At 61.5% G+C, this 23,646-nt stretch carries 19 protein-coding genes and 1 tRNA gene; 12 read left to right on the top strand and 8 right to left on the bottom strand.

The window, feature by feature from the left end; genetic code table 11:
• The first annotated feature begins 19 nt into the window (after positions 1–19).
• A tRNA-Thr gene (locus GTF44_RS16085) sits at positions 20–95 on the top strand.
• Between the two features lie 56 nt (positions 96–151).
• Here GTF44_RS16085 and GTF44_RS16090 read toward each other — a convergent pair.
• Both GTF44_RS16090 and GTF44_RS16095 read right to left on the bottom strand, forming a co-directional pair.
• The gene (locus GTF44_RS16090; RefSeq protein ID WP_171560012.1) at positions 152–1,189 is read right to left on the bottom strand and encodes a Hint domain-containing protein; all 1,038 of its coding nucleotides are present in this window, start codon (positions 1,187–1,189) and stop codon (positions 152–154) included.
• A gap of 87 nt (positions 1,190–1,276) precedes the next feature.
• Positions 1,277–2,854, bottom strand: a complete 1,578-nt coding sequence (locus GTF44_RS16095; RefSeq protein ID WP_171560011.1) for a Hint domain-containing protein — start codon at positions 2,852–2,854, stop codon at positions 1,277–1,279.
• 256 nt (positions 2,855–3,110) lie between these two features.
• Here GTF44_RS16095 and dapE point away from each other — a divergent pair, with 256 nt between their 5' ends.
• From dapE to GTF44_RS16120, 5 genes are all read left to right on the top strand, one after another.
• Positions 3,111–4,259 (top strand): succinyl-diaminopimelate desuccinylase, encoded by a 1,149-nt coding sequence (gene dapE / locus GTF44_RS16100; protein WP_171560010.1) that lies wholly within the window; start codon positions 3,111–3,113, stop codon positions 4,257–4,259.
• An 84-nt stretch (positions 4,260–4,343) separates the two neighbouring features.
• Complete coding sequence (gene rnr / locus GTF44_RS16105; RefSeq protein WP_171560009.1) at positions 4,344–6,602, top strand: ribonuclease R; 2,259 nt, start codon at positions 4,344–4,346, stop codon at positions 6,600–6,602.
• Between the two features lie 179 nt (positions 6,603–6,781).
• Entirely contained in the window at positions 6,782–8,125 is a 1,344-nt protein-coding gene (locus GTF44_RS16110) for a lytic murein transglycosylase (RefSeq protein WP_171560008.1), read from the top strand.
• Positions 8,122–8,577 (top strand): VOC family protein, encoded by a 456-nt coding sequence (locus GTF44_RS16115; RefSeq protein WP_171560007.1) that lies wholly within the window; start codon positions 8,122–8,124, stop codon positions 8,575–8,577. The genes GTF44_RS16110 and GTF44_RS16115 overlap by 4 nt, the downstream gene beginning before the upstream one ends.
• A gap of 167 nt (positions 8,578–8,744) precedes the next feature.
• The gene (locus tag GTF44_RS16120) at positions 8,745–9,839 is read left to right on the top strand and encodes a calcium-binding protein (RefSeq protein WP_171560006.1); all 1,095 of its coding nucleotides are present in this window, start codon (positions 8,745–8,747) and stop codon (positions 9,837–9,839) included.
• A gap of 6 nt (positions 9,840–9,845) precedes the next feature.
• Here GTF44_RS16120 and GTF44_RS16125 read toward each other — a convergent pair whose 3' ends face one another.
• The 4 genes from GTF44_RS16125 to GTF44_RS16140 form a co-directional block, all read right to left on the bottom strand.
• Entirely contained in the window at positions 9,846–10,706 is an 861-nt protein-coding gene (locus tag GTF44_RS16125; protein ID WP_171560005.1) for a D-amino-acid transaminase, read from the bottom strand.
• Between the two features lie 13 nt (positions 10,707–10,719).
• A complete protein-coding gene (dgcA, locus tag GTF44_RS16130) occupies positions 10,720–11,682 on the bottom strand; it encodes an N-acetyl-D-Glu racemase DgcA (protein ID WP_171560004.1) in 963 nt (320 codons plus the stop codon).
• Positions 11,679–12,680 (bottom strand): N-acetyltransferase DgcN, encoded by a 1,002-nt coding sequence (dgcN, locus tag GTF44_RS16135; protein WP_171560003.1) that lies wholly within the window; start codon positions 12,678–12,680, stop codon positions 11,679–11,681. The genes dgcA and dgcN overlap by 4 nt, the downstream gene beginning before the upstream one ends.
• 175 nt (positions 12,681–12,855) lie before the next feature.
• Entirely contained in the window at positions 12,856–13,203 is a 348-nt protein-coding gene (locus GTF44_RS16140; protein ID WP_171560002.1) for a hypothetical protein, read from the bottom strand.
• A gap of 202 nt (positions 13,204–13,405) precedes the next feature.
• Between GTF44_RS16140 and GTF44_RS16145 the strand changes: the two genes are divergently transcribed.
• From GTF44_RS16145 to GTF44_RS16160, 4 genes are read left to right on the top strand one after another with little or no spacing between them, the layout of a single operon-like run.
• Positions 13,406–14,395, top strand: a complete 990-nt coding sequence (locus GTF44_RS16145) for a glutathione S-transferase family protein (RefSeq protein WP_171560000.1) — start codon at positions 13,406–13,408, stop codon at positions 14,393–14,395.
• 21 nt (positions 14,396–14,416) lie between these two features.
• On the top strand, positions 14,417–15,409 hold the full coding sequence (locus GTF44_RS16150; RefSeq protein ID WP_171559998.1) for a threonine-phosphate decarboxylase: 993 nt from the start codon (positions 14,417–14,419) through the stop codon (positions 15,407–15,409).
• On the top strand, positions 15,406–16,308 hold the full coding sequence (cbiB, locus tag GTF44_RS16155) for an adenosylcobinamide-phosphate synthase CbiB (RefSeq protein WP_171559996.1): 903 nt from the start codon (positions 15,406–15,408) through the stop codon (positions 16,306–16,308). The genes GTF44_RS16150 and cbiB overlap by 4 nt, the downstream gene beginning before the upstream one ends.
• Positions 16,309–16,368: 60 nt before the next feature.
• Positions 16,369–17,544: a lytic murein transglycosylase gene (locus GTF44_RS16160; protein WP_171559995.1), complete on the top strand. Its 1,176-nt coding sequence runs from the start codon at positions 16,369–16,371 to the stop codon at positions 17,542–17,544.
• Here GTF44_RS16160 and GTF44_RS16165 read toward each other — a convergent pair.
• Positions 17,541–17,894, bottom strand: coding sequence for a hypothetical protein (locus tag GTF44_RS16165; protein WP_171559993.1), 354 nt, complete (start codon positions 17,892–17,894; stop codon positions 17,541–17,543). The two genes, GTF44_RS16160 and GTF44_RS16165, sit on opposite strands and share 4 nt — an antisense overlap.
• Positions 17,895–18,043: 149 nt before the next feature.
• Here GTF44_RS16165 and GTF44_RS16170 point away from each other — a divergent pair, with 149 nt between their 5' ends.
• The gene (locus GTF44_RS16170) at positions 18,044–19,432 is read left to right on the top strand and encodes a GntP family permease (RefSeq protein ID WP_171559991.1); all 1,389 of its coding nucleotides are present in this window, start codon (positions 18,044–18,046) and stop codon (positions 19,430–19,432) included.
• On the opposite strand, the gene smc is transcribed toward GTF44_RS16170, so the two are convergent.
• Positions 19,429–22,884 carry a chromosome segregation protein SMC gene (gene smc / locus GTF44_RS16175; protein ID WP_171559990.1) on the bottom strand — a complete coding sequence of 1,152 codons (3,456 nt, stop codon included), beginning with the start codon at positions 22,882–22,884 and terminating at the stop codon, positions 19,429–19,431. The two genes, GTF44_RS16170 and smc, sit on opposite strands and share 4 nt — an antisense overlap.
• Before the next feature lie 166 nt (positions 22,885–23,050).
• Here smc and GTF44_RS16180 point away from each other — a divergent pair, with 166 nt between their 5' ends.
• Positions 23,051–23,500: a GNAT family N-acetyltransferase gene (locus GTF44_RS16180; RefSeq protein ID WP_171559988.1), complete on the top strand. Its 450-nt coding sequence runs from the start codon at positions 23,051–23,053 to the stop codon at positions 23,498–23,500.
• The last annotated feature ends 146 nt before the right edge of the window (positions 23,501–23,646 follow it).

Raw genomic sequence — 23,646 nt, forward strand, 5'->3', positions numbered from 1 at the left:
GCTAACAGAACGCCTGGATGCCGCTGTAGCTCAGCTGGTAGAGCACGTCATTCGTAATGATGGGGTCGTAGGTTCGAGTCCTATCAGCGGCACCACTTTTCTTCATCATAACCGTGCAAACCGGGTCATGCCGGTGCAAGCAGAACGACGCTTAAGCCGCGACACGTCTGTGCTGCGCGATGAGTGACAAAAGACTCTGCGCCGCAGCGCGGTCTAGAGTTGGGTAATCCGGGCTCGCATCTGCTGCGGCCAGTTGACCGGTGCTGCGGCCATTGGCACTCAACATATCGCCAAGAAGAAGCGTCTCCAATCGGCACCGCCCAACACTTACACAGTCATGATTATCAAGAAGGAAATGATGGAACACACGCGTCGGCTGCGTGTAGTCCCGCTTGGCGGAGACGCCATTGACCAAATCGCCGGCACGAATGAACACACGTTCCTCGCCAAACAGGTATTCCACATCGGTGCCGTCCATCAAAATCCGATGCTGCGGTGACACTCGGCAATCCTGCGTCAGGCCGAAATAGGGCGCGCGCAACAAAACCGGCGCCATAGATCCCTGACAGAGGACTTCGCGCTGTCCGGCCCACCGGACGGTTTGCGGGCCACGGTTCAACGTGTTGACGATCATCCCCGGGCGCAAATCCTCAACCCGAACAGGCCCGGCGGGTGTGTTGATCGGTGTGCCGCTTTCGAAACAGGGCAGTGGGCCAACAGGAACCGCATGCGTGGCGACGGCCGCCAGGGTCAGCGCCTCCAGATACCGTTCGGTCTGCGGCATGAAATCGGCCAAGAGCGGACGCGCGCTCACATGCGGGCGCAGCAACAATCGCAACCCGCGATCGGGGTTCTGAATATCGACCAGCGCTTCGCGCCCGTCGGCATCAGCATGATAGTGCAGCAGGAAGGTCTCCCCCGGCTCCAACATGCCCGGCTCCGTCGATATCTCAAGATCCCGATGGTAGATGCGGATCGCTCCGTCAGGCATCCGATAAAGCCCAAACTGTTCGGTCGCATCGCCATGTCCGGCCCAGAGCCGCACAGGCCGGGCACCTCCTCGGGTCAAGCGACCTTCGATGATCAAAGTGATCGGATGGCGTGGATGATCTGGCAAGCTGGGCCGTGACGCAGAGACCTTCTGGCCTCTGATCTGCCCGGGCGCATCCCAAATGGCGATCCAACTCATCTTACCCACCTCAAACATCTTCTTCTTGCCACCAATCTCGCATGGGATTGTGGGTGGATTTGACCGGAACTGCGGCAATTTCAGGGCTCATGCAAACAGCGCCCGTGCCTCATATCCACGGAGGCTGGGCAGAGCGGAGGCCCCATAGCCCAAACCTGTCTCCGGGTCGATTTCGGGAAACAGCGCCAAAAGCTCAGATCGGATACCATCATCAAGCCCCGGGAGGGTCTGCGGCCCCGGCAAGAAGCTCTCAGTCAGCAGCCCATTCGACCAAATGACCTCATGCGCATCAAAAAGCAGGTGGAAATACTCCACGTTGCCGCCTTCTTCGATCCGCACACTGCAGTCATTGACCAGATCCTTCGCCGCCACCAAAACCTCATCTTCGCCAAACAGAAGCTCGGCCATGTGATGTGTCATCATCACCCGATGCTGAGGCGATAGGCGCAAGGTGCCATGCCGACCAAAGGTGCCAGCCTCGATCACAACCGGCGCAAAGCGGCCCTCGGCGGCCACCTCTCGGCTGCCGATCCAGCGAATGGGCTGTACGCCATGATCGCGCGTCACCACCATGTCGCCAACACGCAGATCTTCGACCAAGACGTCTCCGCGATCGGTCAAAATCTTGGTCCCGCGCACAAAACAGGGAATCGTCGTGATCGTGACGAAGGCCGTATCCGAAATCCCATCGGCGTTTTCTGATGTGTAGCTGAAATTCACCACATCCGGGTCGGTCAACCCAACCAGATCGGCAGGCGGCGCAACCGCCAGTGTGCCATCGGGCTGCAATGTGATCACATGGCCCGAACTGAGGTCAACGCTCTCCCCTGGAAGCACTTCTTGGCCGTTGATATGCGTAACGATTGCCACGCCAACCCCGTCTCCATCATTCGCCAAGACATCGACGATGGCGGTCTGCGTCTCAAAGACCGTCTGCGCGTCATCGCCCGCGATATATTCGCCCTGGATACTGTTGCCCGCGATGAGCAAAGCTGAGTCGTAGTTGCTATCGCCCACATCGGCGATACCAAACTTGATCGTGTTCACCTCGCCCTCATTCACCGGGATCAACAACCGTAGGGTGACAGTGAACCCGTCCATCTCGGTGTTGTAATCATCGCCAGTGTTGTCGACGAACAGTGTCTCGTTTTCCGTCTGGTTGACCGAGTTGATCTGCGTGACCTCGAAAATCGGCGAGGTCACCAATTGGCCATTGATCCAGACCGCCACCACATCGTTGTAGAGCGATCCAGTAAACTCCGGATACTCTTCCGACGCGAACGTGAACTGCATCGACAAGATATCCGTGTCGGGGATGAAATCGACCTCCATCACCGACGCGTCGTAGGTCCTACCTCCGGCCACCGAGTTGAAATCGGATCGGTTGTTGTCACCGCGTGTGTTGGTCGAGGTGTTGGTGCGCGTATTCGGGTCACCCCCACCATCGCGCGTGATATCGCGGACGCGACCGGTCGACAGAACCAAGCCGCTATCCGACGGGGTCAACCCGCCAGAGATACTGTCGCCATTGCTCCAGATCCCCGAGGAATTGCGATCCCCATCGTAATCCGCATCCACAATCGTGATATTGCCGCCAAAAATCGCCTCCGCCATCTGCATTGCGGATGCATTTGTGCGAATCGTCAGCTCGTCTGCTGTCGCCATATTGGTCTGCCCATGCCTCTTCCAGGCTTGGCAGACTCATCCCAAAAAACCTCGCATCTCCTGCGTAGGTTGGGAAAACTCGATACAAATGCGGTCGTTGCCGCCAGCCTGCCTCAGCCGTTTTTTCTATTTGAGACAAAATCTGGGCAAAAATGGGGCAAAGCATTGCAACCCAGTGTGAAAGGCCGCCGCTTGTGCCGATCTTGCCGCGCCGTTATCGCTAGATTTGCCGACAATCGCCCCCAAGGACCCCGCCATGACCGACGCCATTGACCCCCAGCGCTTGACCGCTGACCTGATCCGCTGCCCCTCGGTCACGCCCGAAGAAGGCGGCGCGCTGCATCTGCTGCAGGACGCCCTGGCCGATGCAGGATTTATCAGCATTCGCGTGGATCGGAACAGTATTCCCAACCTCTTCGCCCGATGGGGCGGGAAGGGACACGCCAAGACCCTCGGTTTCAACGGTCATACCGATGTGGTCCCCGTCGGCGATGAGGCCGCTTGGACCCATCCACCCTTTGGCGCGGAAGAGGCCGATGGCTGGCTCTATGGCCGGGGCGCGACCGATATGAAATCCGGCGTCGCGGCCTTTGTCGCCGCCGCGATTGATTTCGTGCGAGATACGCCCCCTGACGGCGCAATCATCCTGGCAATCACCGGCGATGAAGAAGGCACCTCGACCGATGGCACCATCGCCATTCTCGACTGGATGGCCGAAGAGGGCGAGGCGATGGCGGCTTGCATCGTCGGCGAGCCCACCAGCCTGGAAACCATCGGAGACATGATCAAAATCGGCCGTCGAGGGTCGATGACCGCGTTTTTCACGGTCACCGGCAAACAGGGCCATTCCGCCTATCTCGACCGCGCGCTGAACCCGATGCCCGCCGTCGCGCTCCTTGCCCATCGCCTTTCGACCCATACGCTCGACGAGGGCACCGATCATTTCGACCCGTCCACCTGCGCGGTGACCACAATCGACACCGGCAACACCGCCTCCAATGTGATCCCGGCGCAAACCCGGATGACCGCGAATCTGCGCTTCAACGATACCCATTCCGGCGCCTCGCTCACCGATTGGCTCCAATCTGAGGCAAACAAAGTCGCTGCCGAAACCGGCACCACCATCACCATGGAGGTCAAGATCTCCGGCGAACCGTTCCTGACCCCGCCGGGCCCCCTTTCGGACCTTGTGGCGCATGCCGTCACCGTAGAGACCGGCCAAACACCCACCCTCTCCACAACCGGCGGCACCTCGGATGCCCGGTTCGTCAAATCGCACTGCCCGGTTGTTGAATTCGGCCTGGTCGGGCACCGGATGCACCAGGTTGATGAACGCGCCTGGATTCAGGACATCCACGATCTCAAACGCGTCTATGCCCGGGTGCTGACCGATTACTTCGCCTGAAACCACACAGACTGCCCTTCGAACATCCCGCCTACGACTGACTTCGCGCATGACGCGCCCGGTTGCGCGTGCTACCTCCTGATCATGAGCCGTATCCCCTCCAAAGCCGACATCCTCGCCTGGATCGCTGACCACCCCAGTCAGACCTCCAAACGCGACATCGCCAAAGCCTTCCACATCAAAGGCGCGGCGCGGATCGACTTGAAAAAGCTGCTCCGGGAGTTGGAGGAGGAGGGGCACCTCGAAAAGCGCCGCAAAACTTATCGCGACCCTGACAAGTTACCACCTGTCTCGGTGTTGCAGGTGCTGCCACCCGATGATCTGGGCGATCTCTTCGCCAAACCGCTCGAATGGCACGGCGAGGGGCCAGAGCCACGTATCCTCTTCTCCGCCCGCGCCACCGATCCTGCGCTTGGCGGCGGTGACCGAATCCTCGCCCGCCTGCAAGAGGTGACGGGCGAAGATCACCAATATGTCGCCCGTCTGATCCGCCGGATCGGCACCAACCCGCGCAAAATTCTCGGCGTCTTTCGCAAAACCGCCGAGGGTGGACGCATCCTGCCCATCGCTAAGGGCAATGACAAGGAATGGTCCGTCGCCTCCGACGCCACTCATGGCGCCAAAGATGGTGAGCTGGTCGAGGCGGAACAGGCCGGGCCGAAACATCGGATGGGCCTGCCCCGCGCGCGCGTCACCGACCGTTTGGGTGACCCCGGCGCACCGAAATCCGTCTCGCTCATCGCGATCCATGAACATGGCATCCCCGACAGCTTCCCCGATGCGGTGATCGCAGAGGCCGATGCGGCCAAACCCGCCGGCCTGTCGGGGCGCGATGACCTGCGCGATATGCCCTTGGTCACGATCGACCCGGCCGATGCCCGCGATCATGACGACGCCTGCTATGCGCATGCCGATGACGACCCGAAAAACAAGGGCGGGTATGTGATCTGGGTCGCGATTGCCGATGTGGCGCATTACGTCCGCCCTGGAACGGCGCTTGATCGCGAGGCGAAGAAACGCGGCAATTCCAGTTATTTCCCCGACCGCGTCGTGCCTATGCTGCCCGACCGGCTTTCCGGTGATCTCTGTTCACTGCATGAAGGCGTGCCGCGGGCCTGCCTTGCCGTCCGCATGGTAATCGACGCCGAAGGTAACAAGCGCGACCATAGCTTTCATCGGGGCCTCATGCGTTCCGCCGCCTCGCTGAATTACCAAGAGGTGCAAGAGGCGCAAGACGGCACCCCCAACGACAAATGCCAACCGCTGCTCGACCCGGTGATCGCGCCGCTCTACGCCGCCTATGCCGCGCTGAAACGCGCCCGCGCCGCGCGCCAGCCTTTGGAGTTGGACCTGCCGGAGCGCCGGATCGCCCTGGCCGAGGACGGCACAGTGACCTCCGTCGCCTTTAGAGACAGGCTCGACGCTCACAAATTGATCGAAGAATTTATGGTGCTGGCCAATGTCGCCGCCGCCGAGACGCTGATCGCCAAGCGCACCCCGCTCCTGTTCCGGGTGCATGAGGAGCCGGACCCGCAAAAGCTGGAATCCTTGCGTGAGACGGCCCAGGCCAGCGGCTTCAACCTCGCCAAGGGTCAGGTGCTGCAGACCCGGCATCTGAACACGCTTCTGAACGCCGCCCATGACACCGATTTCAGCGAGCTGATCAGCATCTCCACCCTGCGCTCTATGCAGCAGGCCTATTACAACCCGGAGAATTTCGGCCATTTCGGCCTGGCGCTAAAGGCCTATGCCCATTTCACTTCTCCGATCCGGCGCTATGCCGATTTGATCGTCCATCGCGCATTGGTCTCCTCACATGGTTGGGGGCGTGACGGGCTCTCCCCCGAAGAGATCGAGCATCTAGACGCAACCGCGAAACACATCTCCGACACCGAGCGCCGCTCGATGATGGCCGAGCGCGACACAACCGACCGCTATCTCGCCGCCTATCTGTCGGACCGCGTCGGGGCCGGGTTCACCGGACGGATTTCCGGCATCGCCCGGTTTGGGGCTTTCGTGAAGCTCGACGAAACCGGCGCAGATGGTCTCTTGCCAATGCGAGCGTTGGGCCGGGAATACTTCCACCATGATGCCGAGGCGCAGACGTTGATGGGCGCCGATACCGGCCTGGTCATCGGGATCGGGCAGGAGGTCACGGTGAAACTCGCAGAAGCGGTGCCGGTGACCGGCGGTCTGACGCTGGAACTGGTCTCCATCGATGGCGAAACCATCCGCCACAGCGCCACCCGCACCCGGCGCGGCAAAGCGCCGAGACGGAAGGCTGGGCAGGCCCGGGCCAAAGCCGCAAAGGGCAAAAAGAAGGCTCTGCGCAAGCGGCGCTGAAAAGGTTAACGAATTGTTACGAAAACGCCTGATACAGTTGGGTTTTTCGAGAATTCTGGATTTTTTGTAACCTATCGCGCCCGGCAACACCTCGCCCATCATCCGCATTCTGCTTCTTACGTCGCTCTATTCACGCTATAGTCCGATCTGAGCAGAGCAGCGATAAAACAGGTAAAACCATGCGGGGCGTTCTGGCCGGTTTCGGCATATTTTTCGGCTTATTTTCAACGGCTTCCCTAGCCTTGCCACCGGATGCATCGCTTCGACCTCTACCGCGCCCAGTGCCATCGGTCACTGTCTCGACCCAGCAAACCGACCTGGCAATCCGCAGTTCACTCCGCCCGATTGCGCGCGGCGTCACACCTCCGGCCCAGACCGTGTCACTGACCCAATCGAGCGCAAACGACGCCAGTTTTCGCCAATGGATTCAAAGGTTTCAGACCCGAGCCCGCGCGGCAGGCATCTCGCAAAATACCCTCGACCGCGCCTTTCGCGGTGTGCAGTTGAACGAAACCGTCATCAACCGGGACCGCAACCAATCCGAATTCAACCGCACGCTGTGGGACTATCTCGACACCGCTGTCTCAGATACGCGGGTTCGCAATGGCCGCAGCGCCGTCAGCACCCATCAACGTGTCTTACAGCAGGTGGAGCAGACCTATCGCGTCGAGGCCGAAGTGGTCGCCGCGATCTGGGGGTTGGAGAGCGCCTATGGCAATATTCGCGGTGATATCAACATCATAGAAGCGATGGCCACGCTGGCCTATGAGGGCAGGCGGCAGGATTTCTTCGAAGCGCAACTGCTCGACGCGCTCCGCATTCTGCAATCCGGCGACGTACAACCGGACCAGATGACCGGCTCTTGGGCCGGTGCGATGGGCCATACCCAGTTTATGCCCAACAGCTATCTGCAACACGCCGTCGACATCACCGGCGATGGTCGCCGCGATATCTGGTCTGACAATCCCGCCGATGCGCTGGCCTCCACCGCCAACTATCTGCGGAGTTTTGGTTGGACCTATGGTCAGCCTTGGGGCATGGAAGTGACGCTGCCGACCGGTTTCGACTATGCGCAAACCGGCGAACGCATCAAACGAAATGTAAGCCATTGGAACTCCATGGGGGTTCGCCTCCCCGACGGCAGCCGTATCCCCAACCATGGCCGATCTTCGATCCTCTTGCCCGCCGGGTCGCAAGGCGTGGTTTTGGTGATTTTCGACAATTTCCACGTGATCGAACGCTACAACCCTGCCGATGCCTATGTGATCGCCGTTGGCCACCTGTCGGACCGGATCATCGGCGGCGCCAGCTTCCGCGGAACCTGGCCGCGCGGAGATCGCGCCCTGACGCGAGACGAGCGCGAAGAACTTCAACGTCGCCTGACCCGGGCCGGTTTCTCGACCAATGGGATCGATGGGATTGTCGGCCCAGAAACCATCGATGCGGTGCGCCGTTATCAAGCCTCCATCGGCCAGACACCGGATGGCTACGCGTCGCTCCGGATTTTGGACCGTCTTAGATGAGCCGGAACTTCAAAATCCGCGCGCTTGGCGAGATCGCCATTCGCTGCAACGACTTGGGCCCGATGGTCGCGTTTTACGAAGAGACGCTCGGGCTTGAACGCATGACGGGCAATGCCACATCTGGCATCGTGTTTTTCCGCATCGCCGAAGGGTTTGGCGGCCACACCTCAGTGCTCGCCCTATTCGACAAAGCCTATAATGCACGCCCGGGCCTCCACCCTGCAGGTCCCGCGGCACCAGAAACCGGCGCGCGTTCTTCTCTCCACCATATCGCGCTCAGCCTGCCCTATGCTGAGCAGGAGGCCGTCATGGCCTGGTATGAAGAGCAAGGCCTGCCCTATCGGGTCGAGCATTTTGAGTGGATCGGCTGGCGCGGGATTTTCACAGAAGATCCTGAAGGCAATACGGTCGAATTGGTCGCGTATGATTCGTCTCTTTTGAAAGAGAATTGAAAAAAGACGCTGCGATCGTTTCGAGTTCTTGGACGGTCCACGCCGTGCGATATTATTGTCCTCGAAACAGTTGATTAATAGGAGAAATCCGATCAATTTGTCCAGTTTTCAATAGCATAGAGCTCCCTCATATTGGCTTGGAGTATTAACACCTTGGGGGCTTAAAAATGCTTGGTGGAGTTTCAATTCTTGCTCTCCTTCTGGGAGGGGTCGCACTTACCGCACTGATAAATGATGACGATGATTCGTCGAATGACGGTGCGGAAGACCCGACCGTCGAGGAACCGCCCGTCGCAGACGGGACCGTTCTTGGCACGCCCGAGGACGATCTTTTGCAAGCCACCTTGGATCAGAACACAGTTTTTGGGCTCGAAGGTGACGACATTATCACCGGCTCGGGCGAAGCAGATTCACTCCATGGAGGGGATGGAAACGACACCATTGATGGCGCCTTTGGCAATGATGCGTTGTTTGGCGGCGAGGGTGACGACTACCTGAATGGCGAGCTCGGCAATGACAGCATCCGCGGCGGGCTGGGTGACGACCAACTGGCCGGAGATCTCGGCGCGGATACGTTGGTTGGCGGTGCCGGGAACGACGGTCTCTTTGGGGAAGAGGGCAACGATTCTCTTTCGGGGAATGACGGCGACGACCTCCTGTTCGGTTCTTCCGGGAATGACATACTCAGCGGCGGCGACGGTAATGATGACCTATTTGCGGGTACCGGCGACGACAGTCTCAATGGCGGCATCGGCAATGACACATTAGATGGTGGATTCGGCAATGATCTGCTGCGAGGTGGTGAAGGGGATGATTTGGTCTTCGATTTCTTTGGGAATGACACACTCTTCGGTGGCGACGGCAATGATATCCTGGACGCACGGGACGATGCCGGTAGCTTGACCACGACCTCAGACTCGCTGAGTGGCGGTGAAGGCGATGACACCCTCGTTGCCGACAATGGCGATGTGCTGACTGGCGGCGCAGGTGAGGATGATTTCCGCGTCGCGCATGTCGATGGCACTAGTGATGTCACGATCACCGACTATGAGACCCTGGGAGACGAGCTCATCATCGACGCGGTCTTGCCAAGCTCAATCAATGCGATGGGCCCCTCAAATCTCAGCTATCAGGATGGAGCTGGCGAGTTGGAGGTATTGCTGAACACGCCGGACGGTGTGAGCGTCGTTGTCGCGCGCCTGACAGGGCTGACAACCGCCGACACAATCAACGCAAACTTGATGATCACGACCGTTCCATAAGACAGGTCAGATCGCGGCTTTCCGGCTTTCGTCGAGATAAATCTCGCGGAGCCGGGAGGCCACATTCCCTGGCACGCCGGCGCCAACAGCTTGCCCGTCGATCTCAACAACCGGCATAACGAAAGTCGATGCCGAGGTCACAAAGGCTTCGTCCGCGGCTTTCGCCTCATCCATGGTAAAGGCGCGCTCCTCGACCTTCATCTGCGCTTCTCGCGCAAAGCGCAAAACCGCTGCGCGTGTGATCCCATGCAAAATCTCATTGCCCAGATGCCGGGTAATGATGGTGTTGCCCTTGACGATATATGCATTGTTGGAGGTGCCCTCGGTCACTGCGCCATCCTCAACCATCCAGGCGTCATCCGCCCCCGCCGCCTTGGCCATCATTTTGCCCATCGACGGGTAGAGCAGTTGCACGGTTTTGATATCGCGGCGCCCCCACCGTTGGTCTTCGATCGAGATCACCTTAATCCCCGTCTTCGCCGCCGGGCTTTCCGCAAGGCCGGGTTTGTTCTGGGTGAACAGCACAATAGTCGGAGGGGTATCCTCGGCCGGATACGCAAAGTCCCGATCCGCCGCTGCACCGCGAGTGATCTGCAGATAGACAAGCCCGTCGGTGATCTCGTTCCGCGCGACCAATTCGCGGTGAATCTCCAGAAGCGCGTCCATCGTCACCGGCGTCTGCATCTCAAGCTCATTGAGCGACCGCTCGAGCCGCGTAGCATGGCCTGCGAAATCAATCAGCTTGCCATCCAGGACCGAGGTCACCTCATAAACCCCATCGGCAAACAAGAAGCCGCGGTCGAAGATCGAGATTTTGGCCTCGGTTTCCGGCAGATAATCGCCATTCACATAAACGATGCGAGTCATCGGTCTGATCCTTTCAGCCCCAAAGATCGGGTAGGGCAGGGTGGACGCCGGAGGCGTCAAACTTCAACGGGGTGTCCCGGTCTTCGGCCAGAAGCAGCGGCCCGTCAAGATCAGTGATGGCCACGCCCTGAGCCAGCAACACAGCGGGTGCCATCGCAAGCGACGATCCGACCATGCAGCCGACCATGACATCGTAGCCTTCTGCCAAGGCCGCCGCGCGCAAGGCAAGCGCCTCAGTCAGCCCGCCGGTCTTATCAAGCTTGATGTTCACCATATCGTATTTGCCGTTCAGCCCGGGCAAGCTGGCCCGATCATGGCAGCTTTCATCGGCGCAAACCGGCAAGGGGCGCTCAATCTCGACCAAGAGATCATCCGCACCCGCTGGCAGCGGCTGTTCCACCATCTCAACCCCAAGACGCAAAAGATGCGGGGCAAGATCGGTGTAAACCTCAGCGCTCCAACCCTCATTGGCATCGACGATGATCCGCGATTTTGGCGCACCCTCGCGCACGGCTTCCAAGCGTGGCATGTCTTCCGGCGTGCCCAGCTTGATCTTCAGAAGCGGGCGAGACGCGTGTTTTGCGGCGGCGGCTCGCATATTCTCCGGGGTGTCAAGCGACAAGGTGAAGGCCGTAATTTCGGGCTTCGGGCGCGGCAGCCCGGCCAATTGCCAGACCGGCACACCGGTCTGTTTCGCCTGCCAATCCCAAAGCGCACAATCCACCGCATTCCGCGCCGCGCCGGGCGGCAGGGCGTCCTGCAAATCCTGGCGCGAGATATCCGGTGGCAAGCTTTCGATCTCCGCCGTCACACTTTCGAGCGTCTCATCATAGCGGGCATAAGGCACGCATTCGCCAAGACCTACGACACCATCGCGGATCACCCGAATGGTCAGCACCTTCGCCTCAGTCCGTGACCCACGGGCGATGGTAAACACCTCCGCCAGGCGAAAGCTCTCTGGCGTGACCGAGATCACAGGGCGGCCAGCGCGTCGACCAACCGGCCAGCGCCTTGCCGGAACGGATCCACCGTCGGCAGGCCCATGCGTTTCTCCACCTCGGCCAGATAGGCCATCGCTTCATCTTCGCCCATCGCCGCCGTGTTGATCGAGATGCCAACCACCTCGCAGGCCCGGTTTGCGATCCGCGCGAGCGGCAGGGCGGTGTCGCGCAGAGCCTCAAGACTCGGCAAATCATAGGTGGGAAGCCCGCGCATATGCGCACGGGTCGGCTCATGACTGAGGATCAGCGCATCCGGTTGACCGCCATGGATCAGCGCCATGGTCACGCCGGAATAGGAGACATGGAAAAGGCTGCCTTGCCCCTCGATATGGTCCCAATGGTCCTCGTCATTGTCGGGCGTCAACCATTCCACTGACCCCGCCATGAAATCAGCCACAACCGCATCAAGCGGAATGCCGTTACCAGTGATCAAAATCCCGGTCTGGCCGGTCGGGCGGAAGTTCGATTTCAGCCCACGCGCCTTCATCTCCGCATCCATTGCGAGACCCGTATACATCTTCCCAACCGAGCAATCGGTGCCCACGGCGAGACAGCGCTTGCCGCTCCGCTTAACACCATTCGCGATTGGGAACTCGACCTCCGGCACCCGCACATCATGCAGCGCCTGGCCCGTGGCCTCGGCTACAGCCGCCAGATCAGGCTCATCGCGCAGCAGGTTGTGCAAGCCGGAGGCCAGATCGAACCCTTCCTCCAGCGCCATCACCAGCACCTTTTTCCACGCCGCAGAGATCACGCCGCCCCGGTTCGCCACCCCGATCACAAGCGTCTTGGCACCCGCGGCTTTTGCTTCGGTCAGGGTCATATCCGGCAAGCCCACATCGGCCTTACACCCCTCCATCCTGATCTGCCCGACGCAGTTGCCGGGCCGCCAATCGCGTATCCCTTGCGCAACCTTCGCGGCCAGTTGATCCGGCGCGTCGCCGAGAAAAAGCAGATAGGGGGTCTGAATCATCGAATAGGTCTCCTGCGGGGCAAATGTTGCAGAAAGCTACGCGGAAGGCATGGGGATTGCTTTGCAGATTCGCAGGCGTGATGGCATCTCTGATGGAGAATCTCTCGGCAGAACGGTCATCCACGCCAAAAAATCGCGTGGAATCCCCCTGAGAAGTCAAGATTTCCGAATCGCATCAGCGGGTCAGCAAACCCGCCACCTTTGTCACAGGCTGCTCAAAATCTACTGGCGCGTGATCGGCGGCCGGCGTGTTGCGCTTATACTCGTAGCGCATCAAGTCACCCTCTTTGGCCGAGGCGACGATCAAGGCCTGATAGAGATGCCGGGGTCCGTCATAGATATCCACCAATCCGCGCAGGCGAGGCGCGTTCTCTGCATCTACCGCAAAGCCTTCCTCGGCATATTCGAGAATCGGATAGACGTCTTCGCCCACATGCACACGGCGATGGCTGCGCCGTTTCAGGTCGCGTTTGCGCGCGGCGTTCAAACCGTCGAGCACTTCTTTCGGCAGAAAATCGGTCATGGCAGCACCTTATCCCTAGCAAGGTTAACATGCCGTAACCTCTTGGCAGGTCAACAGTTTCCTCTAGACATGTGCGTGATCGTCGCGTGAGCGCCACAGTTGAGTTGTGCGCCGATGCGGATATCCCTCTGCGTCTGTCTCTGTTTCCTGCACAAACCCCGCGCGCTACCTCCATTGTCACGCAAACAGAAAGGAGATCGGGATGGGTTTGTTGGTCGACGGTCAGTGGCAGGACACATGGTATGACACCAAATCCTCCGGTGGCGCCTTCAAACGGCAAGAGGCGTCATTCCGCAATTGGGTCACCGCAGATGGAAGCGCCGGGCCAAGCGGCAAGGCCGGGTTCAAGGCCGAGAGCGGACGCTATCATCTCTACGTTTCCCATGCCTGCCCCTGGGCCAATCGCACGTTGATTTTCCGCAGTCTGAAGGGGCTGGAACCGCATATCGATGTTTCTGTCGTACATCCCGATATGCTCTCCGAAGGCTGGACCTTCGCGCAGGATTTCGATGGCGCGACCGGAGATGCACTCTTCGGCTCCGCCTTCATGCGGGAGATCTACCAACGCGCCGATCCCAATGTGACCACACGTGTGACAGTACCCGTCCTCTGGGACACCGAGACGGATCAGATCGTCTCCAATGAAAGCTCCGAAATCATTCGGATGTTCAACAGCGCCTTCAACGACATCACCGGCGATACCCAAGATTTCTATCCGGACCCGCTGCGGGGCACGATCGACGAGATCAACGCCCGCATCTATTCCGACATCAACAATGGCGTCTACAAATCTGGTTTCGCCACCAGCCAATCCGCCTATGACAAAGCCGTCACGACGCTGTTCGATGGGCTCGATTGGGTCGAGGGCCTCCTATCGAAAAACCGCTACCTCACCGGCGCGCAGATCACCGAGGCCGATTGGCGGCTCTTCACAACGCTCGTCCGGTTCGATCTGGTCTATCATCTGCATTTCAAATGCAACCGGCGGCGGATCATCGATTATCCAAACATCTGGGCCTATACGCGCGAGCTTTACCAATGGCCCGGCGTCGCGGACACGATCCATTTCGACCATATCGTCCGGCACTATCATTACAGCCACGAAAGCATCAATCCGCACCGGATCATCCCGATCAACCCGGTGATCGATTGGATGGAGCCACATGGGCGAGAGGCGTTGCAGGCCGCCTGAAAATAGGCCAACCCTCGGGGCATGACGGACAGAACCCCACCGCGCGACCATGGCGGCGGCCTTGATGCTGCCATATCCCGCTATGGCGGCACCCGGGCGGACTGGATCGACCTGTCCACCGGGATCAACCCGGTGCCCTATCCGGTTGACGATGTTCCCGCCGACGCATGGACGGCCTTGCCCGACGCAGGCGCAACAGCCGCGCTCGTGGCGGCGGCGCGCAGGTTCTGGGGCGTGCCTGAAGGTGTCGGTGTTCTGGCCGCGCCAGGTGCCTCGGCGCTGATCGCCCGCCTGCCATATCTCGCACCTCCTGGCACCGTCACGATCCCGGGTCCAACCTATAACGAGCATGAAGCCGCCTTTCGCGCTGCCGGGTGGCATATTGGGGCGGCAGGCAGGGCGCAGGTCATCGTCCACCCCAACAATCCTGATGGCAAGATCTGGACCGAAGCCGAACTTTCTGGTCACGATCTCTCAGTGATCGACGAGAGCTTCTGCGATGTGATGCCCGAGCACTCCTTCATCCGCCGCGCCGCCGAACCCGAAACAGTAATCCTAAAGAGCTTTGGCAAGTTTTGGGGCCTCGCCGGTCTCCGTCTTGGTTTCGCGATCGCGCGCCCCGAAACACTCCAAAAGCTCTCGGATATGCTCGGCCCCTGGCCCGTCTCCGGCCCTGCCCTGACGGTGGGCACCCAAGCCTTGGGCGACACGGCATGGGCCGACGCCACACGAAACCGCCTCAACAAGGACGCCGCCCGTTTGGACCAGCTCATGACCCAAGCTGGCGCCAAGCTCATTGGCGGAACCCCGCTTTTCCGCCTCTACAAAACCAACGACGCAGCAGTTTGGCAAACCCACCTTGCGCAACACCAAATCTGGTCCCGCATCTTCCCCTATTCCAAAACTTGGCTCCGCCTCGGACTGCCAAACCCAACCCACTGGCCGCGCGTCGAAACCGCCCTCGGGACGGCGGGTGGGGCGATGGCGCAGCCGAGCGACACCCGCCGTCCATGACCCTGACCCTCGCCCTCCTCCTTGACGCGCTGCTCGGCGAACCCCGCTGGCTCTGGTCCCGCTGGCCCCACCCGGCTGTCCTCATGGGCCGTGCCGTGGCGTGGTGCGATGCGCGTTTCAACGCGGGACCCAATCGGCAACTCAAGGGCCTGCTGACGATCACCATGCTCGCGACAGCAACCGGCACACTCGGCCTGATCATATCCGCCCTGCCGCTCGGCTGGCTTTGGTCGGCGCTTGGCGCTGCAATCCTCTTGGCGCAGCGCAGCTTGGTCCAACATGTCCAAGCGGTCGCCGATGCCCTCCGCTATGGTCTATCCTCAGGCCGCAGTTCCGTCGCAATGATCGTCGGCCGCGACACCGCTGAGATGTCAGAGTCCGAGATCGCCCGCGCTGCCATCGAAAGTGCGGCCGAAAACCTGTCCGATGGGGTCGTGGCCCCGGCGTTTTGGTTTCTGGCCCTCGGCCTGCCCGGCATTCTGATCTACAAGACCGTCAACACCGCCGACAGCATGATCGGCCACCGCACCCCCCGCCATGAAGAGTTCGGCAAGGCCGCTGCGATCCTCGACGATATCCTCAACTGGGTCCCCGCCCGCCTGACCGCATTGCTCATTGCGCTCGCCCACGGCGCGCCGCGGGCCTGGACCATTGCGCGGCGCGAGGCCCATCTGCATCGCTCCCCCAATGCTGGCTGGCCCGAAGCCGCGATGGCGGGCGTTCTCAATATCGCCCTCTCCGGCCCCCGCAGCTATCACGGAGAACGCCAAGACTTCCCCTTCGTGAACCCTACCGGCCGCCGCAGCCTCGGCCCCGCCGATATCGACGCCACCGCCGCCGCACTTTGGCGAACCTGGGCGCTTATGGTCGCGCTGATTTTCGCTCTCGCGCTCTTCTGAGTGTTCCCGAACCGCGCCGTCCTTGCTACTTTGTTGGAAATTAAAAAACAGGATTATCCCATGCGATTTTTGACCGCCTCTCTTTTTGCTTTCACTCTCACAGCCACGCCCGCTCTGGCGCAACAATGCGGCGGAGATTTTGGGAGTTTTGTCGATGGACTCCGGTCTGAGGCCCTGCAACGCGGTCATTCCCAAACCAATGTGGACGCGTTCTTCCGCTCCGCCCGCTTCGATCAATCGGTGATCAATGCCGACCGTCGCCAGGGCGTCTTTCAACTGCCCTTTACCGAATTCTCGCAACGGGTGATCAGCCAGAACCGCATCCAAAACGGTGCCCGCAACAACCAACGCTATGACAGTGTTTTCGACATCGCGGAGCGGCAATACGGCGTCTCGCGCGGCGTGCTTCTGGCCTTCTGGGCGCTCGAGACCGATTACGGCGCGGTCCAGGGCGATTTCAATACGCTGAACGCATTGGTGACGCTCTCGCATGACTGCCGCCGCCCGCAGCTTTTCCGGCCACAGATCTTCGCCGCGCTGGAGCTGTTCGAGAACGGCGATTTCGACCCGGCCCGCACCACGGGGGCCTGGGCGGGCGAAATCGGCATGGTGCAGATGCTGCCCGAAGACATTCTGACCCGGGGGGTCGATGGCGATGGTGATGGCCATGTGACGCTGAAAACCTCGCCCGCCGACGCGTTGCTTTCCGGGGCCAATATGTTGCGTGGGCTTGGCTGGCGCGCCAATGAACCCTGGCTGATCGAGGTCACCGTGCCCAGCAATTTGGATTGGTCGCAAACCGGCCTCGACACCACGCAGCGCGTCTCGCAATGGGAAGCGGCGGGCGTGCGCGCCCGCTCAGGCAGCTTACCTGGTGGCAATCTGCAAGCCTCGGTCCTGCTGCCGCAAGGGCGCAACGGCCCCGCCTTCCTCGCCTACCCGAATTTCAACGTGTTCTTCGAATGGAACCAAAGCTTCGTCTATGTCACCACCGCCGCCTATTTCGCCACGCGGCTGGAAGGCGCGCCGGTTTATAATGCAGGTGGTGCAACCGGCGGGCTCAACCCCGATCAGATGCGGCAACTGCAAGAGCGCCTCGTCGCGCGCGGTCATGATGTCGGAGGGGTCGATGGGATCTTGGGCCGGATGACCCGCGCGGCAGTGCAGGCTGAACAGCAACGCCTTGGCCTGCCCGCCGATGCCTGGCCAACGCTGGATCTCCTCCGCGCGCTCTAATTCGGGCGGATCGGAAACCGCTGGCCGTCTTCCGTCACCAGGATCAGACGGCCAGCGTTCTCCACAAACAGATCGCAGCGCGAAAACCCGTTGATGAACTCGATGCAGACCGTGCCATCTTCATTCACCGCGTAATAGCCATACGCCACGCCACCGCCATTCGGATAGGTGTAGGTGTAGCGATCATCCTCGAAAAACCGCGATTGGCCATCATCGAAGAAGGTCAGAACCTGGCCCCGCAGACGCTCGTCGAGCGCCTCCAACCCAATCCGGGTATCGTCGTCGCGCAAGAACCAATCCTGCGCCGTCACCGGCGCGGCCATCACACATAAGATCAAAGCAAGACGCATCAGACCCTCCATTTGCATCAGCCTAGCGGACCTTTGCGCTCACCCGGTGACACGTTTCCGCGACCGCTTCGCCGCGCTGCGGCATTTCGACGGGTTTCACATCGCATGACATCCCCCACATTGGCGGTATCGCCGCCGCCGGAGCCGCCATGCTGACCCTCACGACGATCTTGATCCCGCTTGGCCTTCTGATCTGGCTTGCTTGGCGCGGCGTCTCGGTCTTGATCCTCGCACCGGTCATGGCGCTTTTGGCCTCGGCCATGGCGCGCGAGCCGCTTCTGGCGAGCCTCACACAGGTTTTCATGCCCGCGACAGGCGGTTTCATCACCGCCTATTTCCTGCTCTTCCTCCTGGGCGCTGTCTTTGGCCGGATCATGGAAGATAGCGGCGCTGCCCGCCGGATCGCCGATGGCATCGTCCGCGCGCTTGGCACCGACCAGGCCATCCCGGCGGTCGTCCTCTCTTGCGCGATCCTGACCTATGGCGGTGTCTCACTCTTTGTGGTCGCTTTCGCGGTCTACCCGCTGGCTATGGCGCTCTTCCGCAGCGCCGATTTGCCCCGGCGTCTGATCCCCGCCGCCATCGCGCTCGGGGCCTTCACCTTCACCATGACCGCGTTGCCGGGCACCCCCGCGATCCAAAACGCGATCCCGATGCCCTATTTCGGCACAACCGCCTTCGCGGCCCCTGGGCTTGGGGTGATCGCGGCGCTGATCATGGCCGGTCTCGGTCTCCTCTGGCTCACAACGCGCGCAGGCCGCCTCCGGGCTCAAGGCGAGGGCTTTCTGCATCTCACCAGCAGCGAGGATAACAGCGCGCCCGCACCGATCCGCAAACCGCTGCGGTTTTGGCCGGCCTTCCTGCCCATCGCCGCCGTTCTCGGCCTGAACCTCCTCTTCAGCACTCTGATCTTGCCCGCGCTCGACACCAGCTATCTGGCCGACCCGCGATGGGGCGGAACCAACGCCGCCAGCGTGATCGGTATCTGGTCGATCATCGCGGCGCTGATCTTGAGCATCCTGCTGGCCCTGGCGCTCTTCCGCAAAACACTCACAGAGCCGAGCCAATCGCTCAGCAAAGGCGCGGAGGCCGCCCTTCTGCCGATTTTCAACACCGCCGCACTGGTCGGGTTTGGCGCGGTGATCGCGGGCTTGCCGGCCTTTGAGGTCATCCGTGACAGTGTCTCGGCGCTGCCCGGTGGCGCGCTTGTCTCGATGGCCGTCTCCGCGTCGATCCTCGCTGGCGTGACCGGCTCTGCCTCAGGCGGGATGAGCATCGCGCTCGACACACTCGGCACGCAATATCTGGCGCAAGGGGCTGAGGCAGGGATCGCCACACCCCTCATGCATCGGGTGATCGCACTTTCCACCGGCGGGCTCGACGCGCTTCCGCATAACGGCGCGGTCATCACGCTCCTGTCGATCGGGCGGCTGACGCATCGGGAAAGCTATGGCGACATCTTCATGGTTGCCGTGGCAATCCCACTCGTCGCGTTGATTTCCGTACTTGTCCTGGGGAGCTTGTTTGGCAGCTTCTAAGCCACCATTTGCTCCGCCTTCTTCAGATCAACGCTGACCAATTGGCTCACGCCCTGTTCGGCCATCGTCACCCCAAAGAGCCGATCCATTCGCGCCATCGTCACCGCGTGGTGGGTGATGATCAGGAAACGAGTGTCGGTCCGGCGGCACATTTCATCGAGCAAATCGCAGAACCGCGTGACATTGGCGTCGTCAAGCGGCGCGTCCACCTCGTCCAGCACGCAGATCGGCGCGGGATTGGCCAAGAACACCGCAAAGATCAAAGCCAACGCCGTCAGTGTCTGCTCGCCGCCTGATAAGAGCGACAGAGTCGAAAGCTTCTTGCCTGGCGGCTGACAGAGAATCTCCAACCCGGCTTCCAGCGGGTCGTCGCTTTCGACCAGCACCAGCTTGGCTTCGCCGCCCCCGAAAAGATGGGTGAAAAGCACACCAAAATTCCGGTTCACCTCTTCGAAAGCGGTCAAAAGCCGCTCCCGCCCTTCGCGGTTTAGCGCAGCGATCCCGGCACGCAGCTTCTTGATCGCCTCTTCCAGGTCCAGCTTCTCGGCCTCTAGCGTGTCATGCTCCTCGCGCACGGCCTCCGCGTCCTCTTCTGCGCGCAGATTCACTGCGCCAAGCGCATCGCGCTGCCGCCGCAGACGCACGACATCGCTCTCGATCCGCTCTGCGCCCGGCATCTTTTCCGGGTCTGCGTCCAGGCTCTCCAACAGCGCGGCGGGCGTGACCTCCATCTCCTCCATGATCCGCTCGGCGGCCTGGTCCACGGCCTCACCCGCTGCATCGCGGCGCGCTTCGGCCCGGGCGCGGGCTTCGCGCGCATCCGACGCCGCGCGCTCCGCATCACGCTCCGCCGCCACCGCCGACCGCAAGGCCCCTTCCGCCACCGATAGAGCATCCGCAGCTGCCGCTCTCCGTGTCTCGGCCTCGGCAATCGTTGCGGCCATCGCTTCGCGCCGTGTCCCAATCTCCGCCGGCAAAGCCTGGGCATTCTCAAGCTCGGCTTCAGAACTCGACTTGCGATGCTCCAACTCGCCGATCCGCGTCTCGGCATTGGCCAGACGTTTGCCCCAGGTGTCCATCTCGCCCGCGATCTGCCCGATCCGCTTGTCGCGAGCCTCGCCATCGCGTTTCAACTCGTCAAACCCGGTGCGTTTGGCCAGCATCGTCAGCCGCGCCGCTTCAACCGTCGTCTTTGTGTCGGTGACTTGGGCGCGCACGCCGTCCAAATCATCCAGGTCCGCCTGCGCGGCCTCCGCTTCGACCAAATCGCGCCGGGCGCTGGCCGCTTCGTCCTCATGCCGTCGCGCGGCACCGCGGAGCGTCTCCAGCTTGCCGGCCAGGATATTGCGCTCCGCCTCGGCCCGGCTGAAGGCGCGGCTGGCCTCGGCCACTTGCGCGTCTGCCGCCCGGCGTGCGTCCCGTGCGGCTTTGTCCGCCTCGGTCAGATCGGCTAGACGCGCCGCATTGCTCTCATGGGTCGCGCGTGCCCGGTCTGCTGCGGTCGTCGCGCGTTCCAGCTCCGCAGACAGGTCATTGAGCTGGTTCACTTGGCTCAGCCGCCGCGCCGCCGTCGAAGACCCCTCCGACGCGGGCAAAGCGAACCCGTCCCACCGCCACAGGTCTCCCTCTCGGCTGACCAATCTCTGCCCAGGCAAAAGGGCCGCCTGCAAGCGCGGACCATCCTCGACCGAGACGACACCGACTTGCGCAAACCGGCGGCTCAGCGCATCGGGCGTATCGGCATAGCCGCTCAACGGCGAAACCCCCTCCGGCAACGCCTGCTCAGTGTCATAGGAGGGCAGCGCGGTCCAACCACTGGCCCCGGCTTCGGTGGCAACGGGCGCCTTCAGATCGTCGGCCAACGCGGCGCCAACGGCCGCTTCGAACCCTGGTGCCACCTGGACTTGATCCAACACCTGATCGCCGCTGCCGCGCTCCCGATCCAACAATTTGGTCAGTGCGCGCACCTCGGCATCCAATGTGCCCAATTGCCCCTCGGCCTCGGTCCGCGTCGCACGAGCCTCCCCCTCCGCCGTCTGCGCCAGGGCCCGAGCGGCTTCGGTCTCTGTCAGCGTCTCATCGGCCCGCGCCGCAAGATCAGTCGCAGCGCTCAGCGCCGTTTCCGCCGCTTCATGATCGCGGGTCAGTATCGTCAACCGATCTTCGGCCTCAGCCGCCGCGCCTTTGGCCTTTTCCGCCTCGGCGGCATTCCGGGCCTCCGCCCGGGTCGCATCTTCGACCAGACGCTGCGCCGATTGGTGCCGCGCGGCCAGACGTGCCGCATCTTCGGTCAATTGGCTCAGCGCTGTCTCGCGTTCGGCCAGAATGCGCGCCGCGTCCGTGGCTTCAGTCGAGGCTGCGGCCAGCGCGTCCTCATGCCCTGCGCCCGCCGCAACAAGCTCCGCCTGCTCCGTCTCCAATCGCGCGATTGTCTCGCCGGCATCCGCGTTCAGGCTCTGCTCGCGACCGATATCGTGGCTGAGTTGTTCGATCCGCGCGGTCAGAGTCTCAATCGTTTTGGCGGCCCGGGCGTCTTCGTCTTCCAGCGCCGCCCGCTCGACCGTCACCCGTTGCAGCAGAGCCGCCGCAATCGCCTCTTCTTCACGCTTGGGTGGCAGAGCTTCGTCTGCCTCTTCGCGGGCCTTTCCGGCCTGACGCGCCGCCGTTTCGGCACCGGCCGCCGCTGTCACCGCCTCTTGCAACGCGATCTGCGCCGTCAGGCGCGCTTGATCCGCTTCGCGCCAACGCAGATAGAGCAACAGCCCCTCCGCCTGTCGCAACTCCGTCCCGATCTCGCGATAGCGTGCCGCCTGTTTCGCTTGCCGGGCTAGGGCCGCAAGCTGGGTCGCAAGCTGCTCCAACACATCATCGATCCGGGCCAGATTGGTTTCCGCCCCTTTCAGCTTTAGCTCCGCCTCATGCCGCCGCTGATAGAGCCCCGAAATCCCCGCCGCCTCTTCCAAGATTCGACGGCGCGATTTTGGCTTGGCGTTGATCAGTTCCGAGATTTGCCCCTGCCGCACGAGCGCAGGCGAATGCGCCCCAGTGGATGCATCGGCAAACAGCATCTGCACATCGCGCGCCCGCACATCCTTGCCATTTGTCTTATAGGCACTTCCGGCATCGCGGGTGATCCGGCGAACGATCTCAAGCTGATCATCGCCATTGAAATTAGCCGGTGCCAGCCGCTCGGAATTGTCGATAATGATCGACACTTCGGCGAAGTTCCGGGCGGGCCGTGTTGCGGCCCCGGCGAAGATCACATCTTCCATCCCGCCGCCACGCATCGCGGTCGGACGGTTCTCGCCCATCACCCATCTCAGCGCTTCCAACAGATTCGACTTGCCGCAGCCATTGGGGCCGACCACGCCGGTCAACCCGTCCCCGATCAAGAGATCGGTCGGGTCCACAAAGCTTTTGAAGCCATTCAGCCTGATCTTGGAAAAGCGCACGCCGCCATCCCGCATGTGATTCCGTTGGTCGGGGATTGTCTGGCCGCAATTGCGGTCAAGTCAACGGGGAACCCCCGTATCTGGGGATATTCCGCCGGTTATCCACAAAATATGGGCGAATTCACGGCATATTGCGGTGCAGGCCCGGTCAGGGCAAGCTCAACACATGGTAACCGTGACCCGCACAGACCCCCTCTCTCCCGATGCGCTGCGCTTGATCGAAGGCAGCGAGGCGGAGCAATCGGCGCTCTATCCGCCGGAGGACCGCTTCGCCTTTTCGCCGCAGCAACTTGTCGATGAGGAGGTCCGGTTCTTTGTCGCGCGGGTCAAAGGCCGTCCACTTGGGTGTTGCGGCTACGCGGTTTACGACGGGTATGCGGAACTCAAGCGTCTCTTCGCCGAGCCGGAAGCGCGCGGCACGGGCGTCGCCGCAGCGTTGATCGAAACCATCGAAGATGCCGCGCGCGCCGAGGGTGTCCACCTCATGCGGTTGGAGACCGGACAACTCAGCCCCGCCGCGATCGGCTTCTACACCCGACACGGCTATATCAGGCGCGGCCCCTTCGGCGACTACCCTGAAAACCCAAGCTCCGTTTTCATGGAGAAGCCGCTTTAGCGTTGGGCTAGACCGGCTGGTCATCTGACGGTTTCCGCGCTGCTTAGGCCGCAAGGTAACCGCAGTCACGCCCAGCTTCCTCAGTTGCTTCGCCCCTGATCAAGCTGGTCGGTGATCGCACCATATCCTGGCTGTGTCTTCGGGAT

Origin of the sequence: Roseobacter sp. HKCCD6576-2 (assembly GCF_013179285.1) — a bacterium.
Taxonomy (GTDB): domain Bacteria; phylum Pseudomonadota; class Alphaproteobacteria; order Rhodobacterales; family Rhodobacteraceae; genus Rhodophyticola; species Rhodophyticola oceani.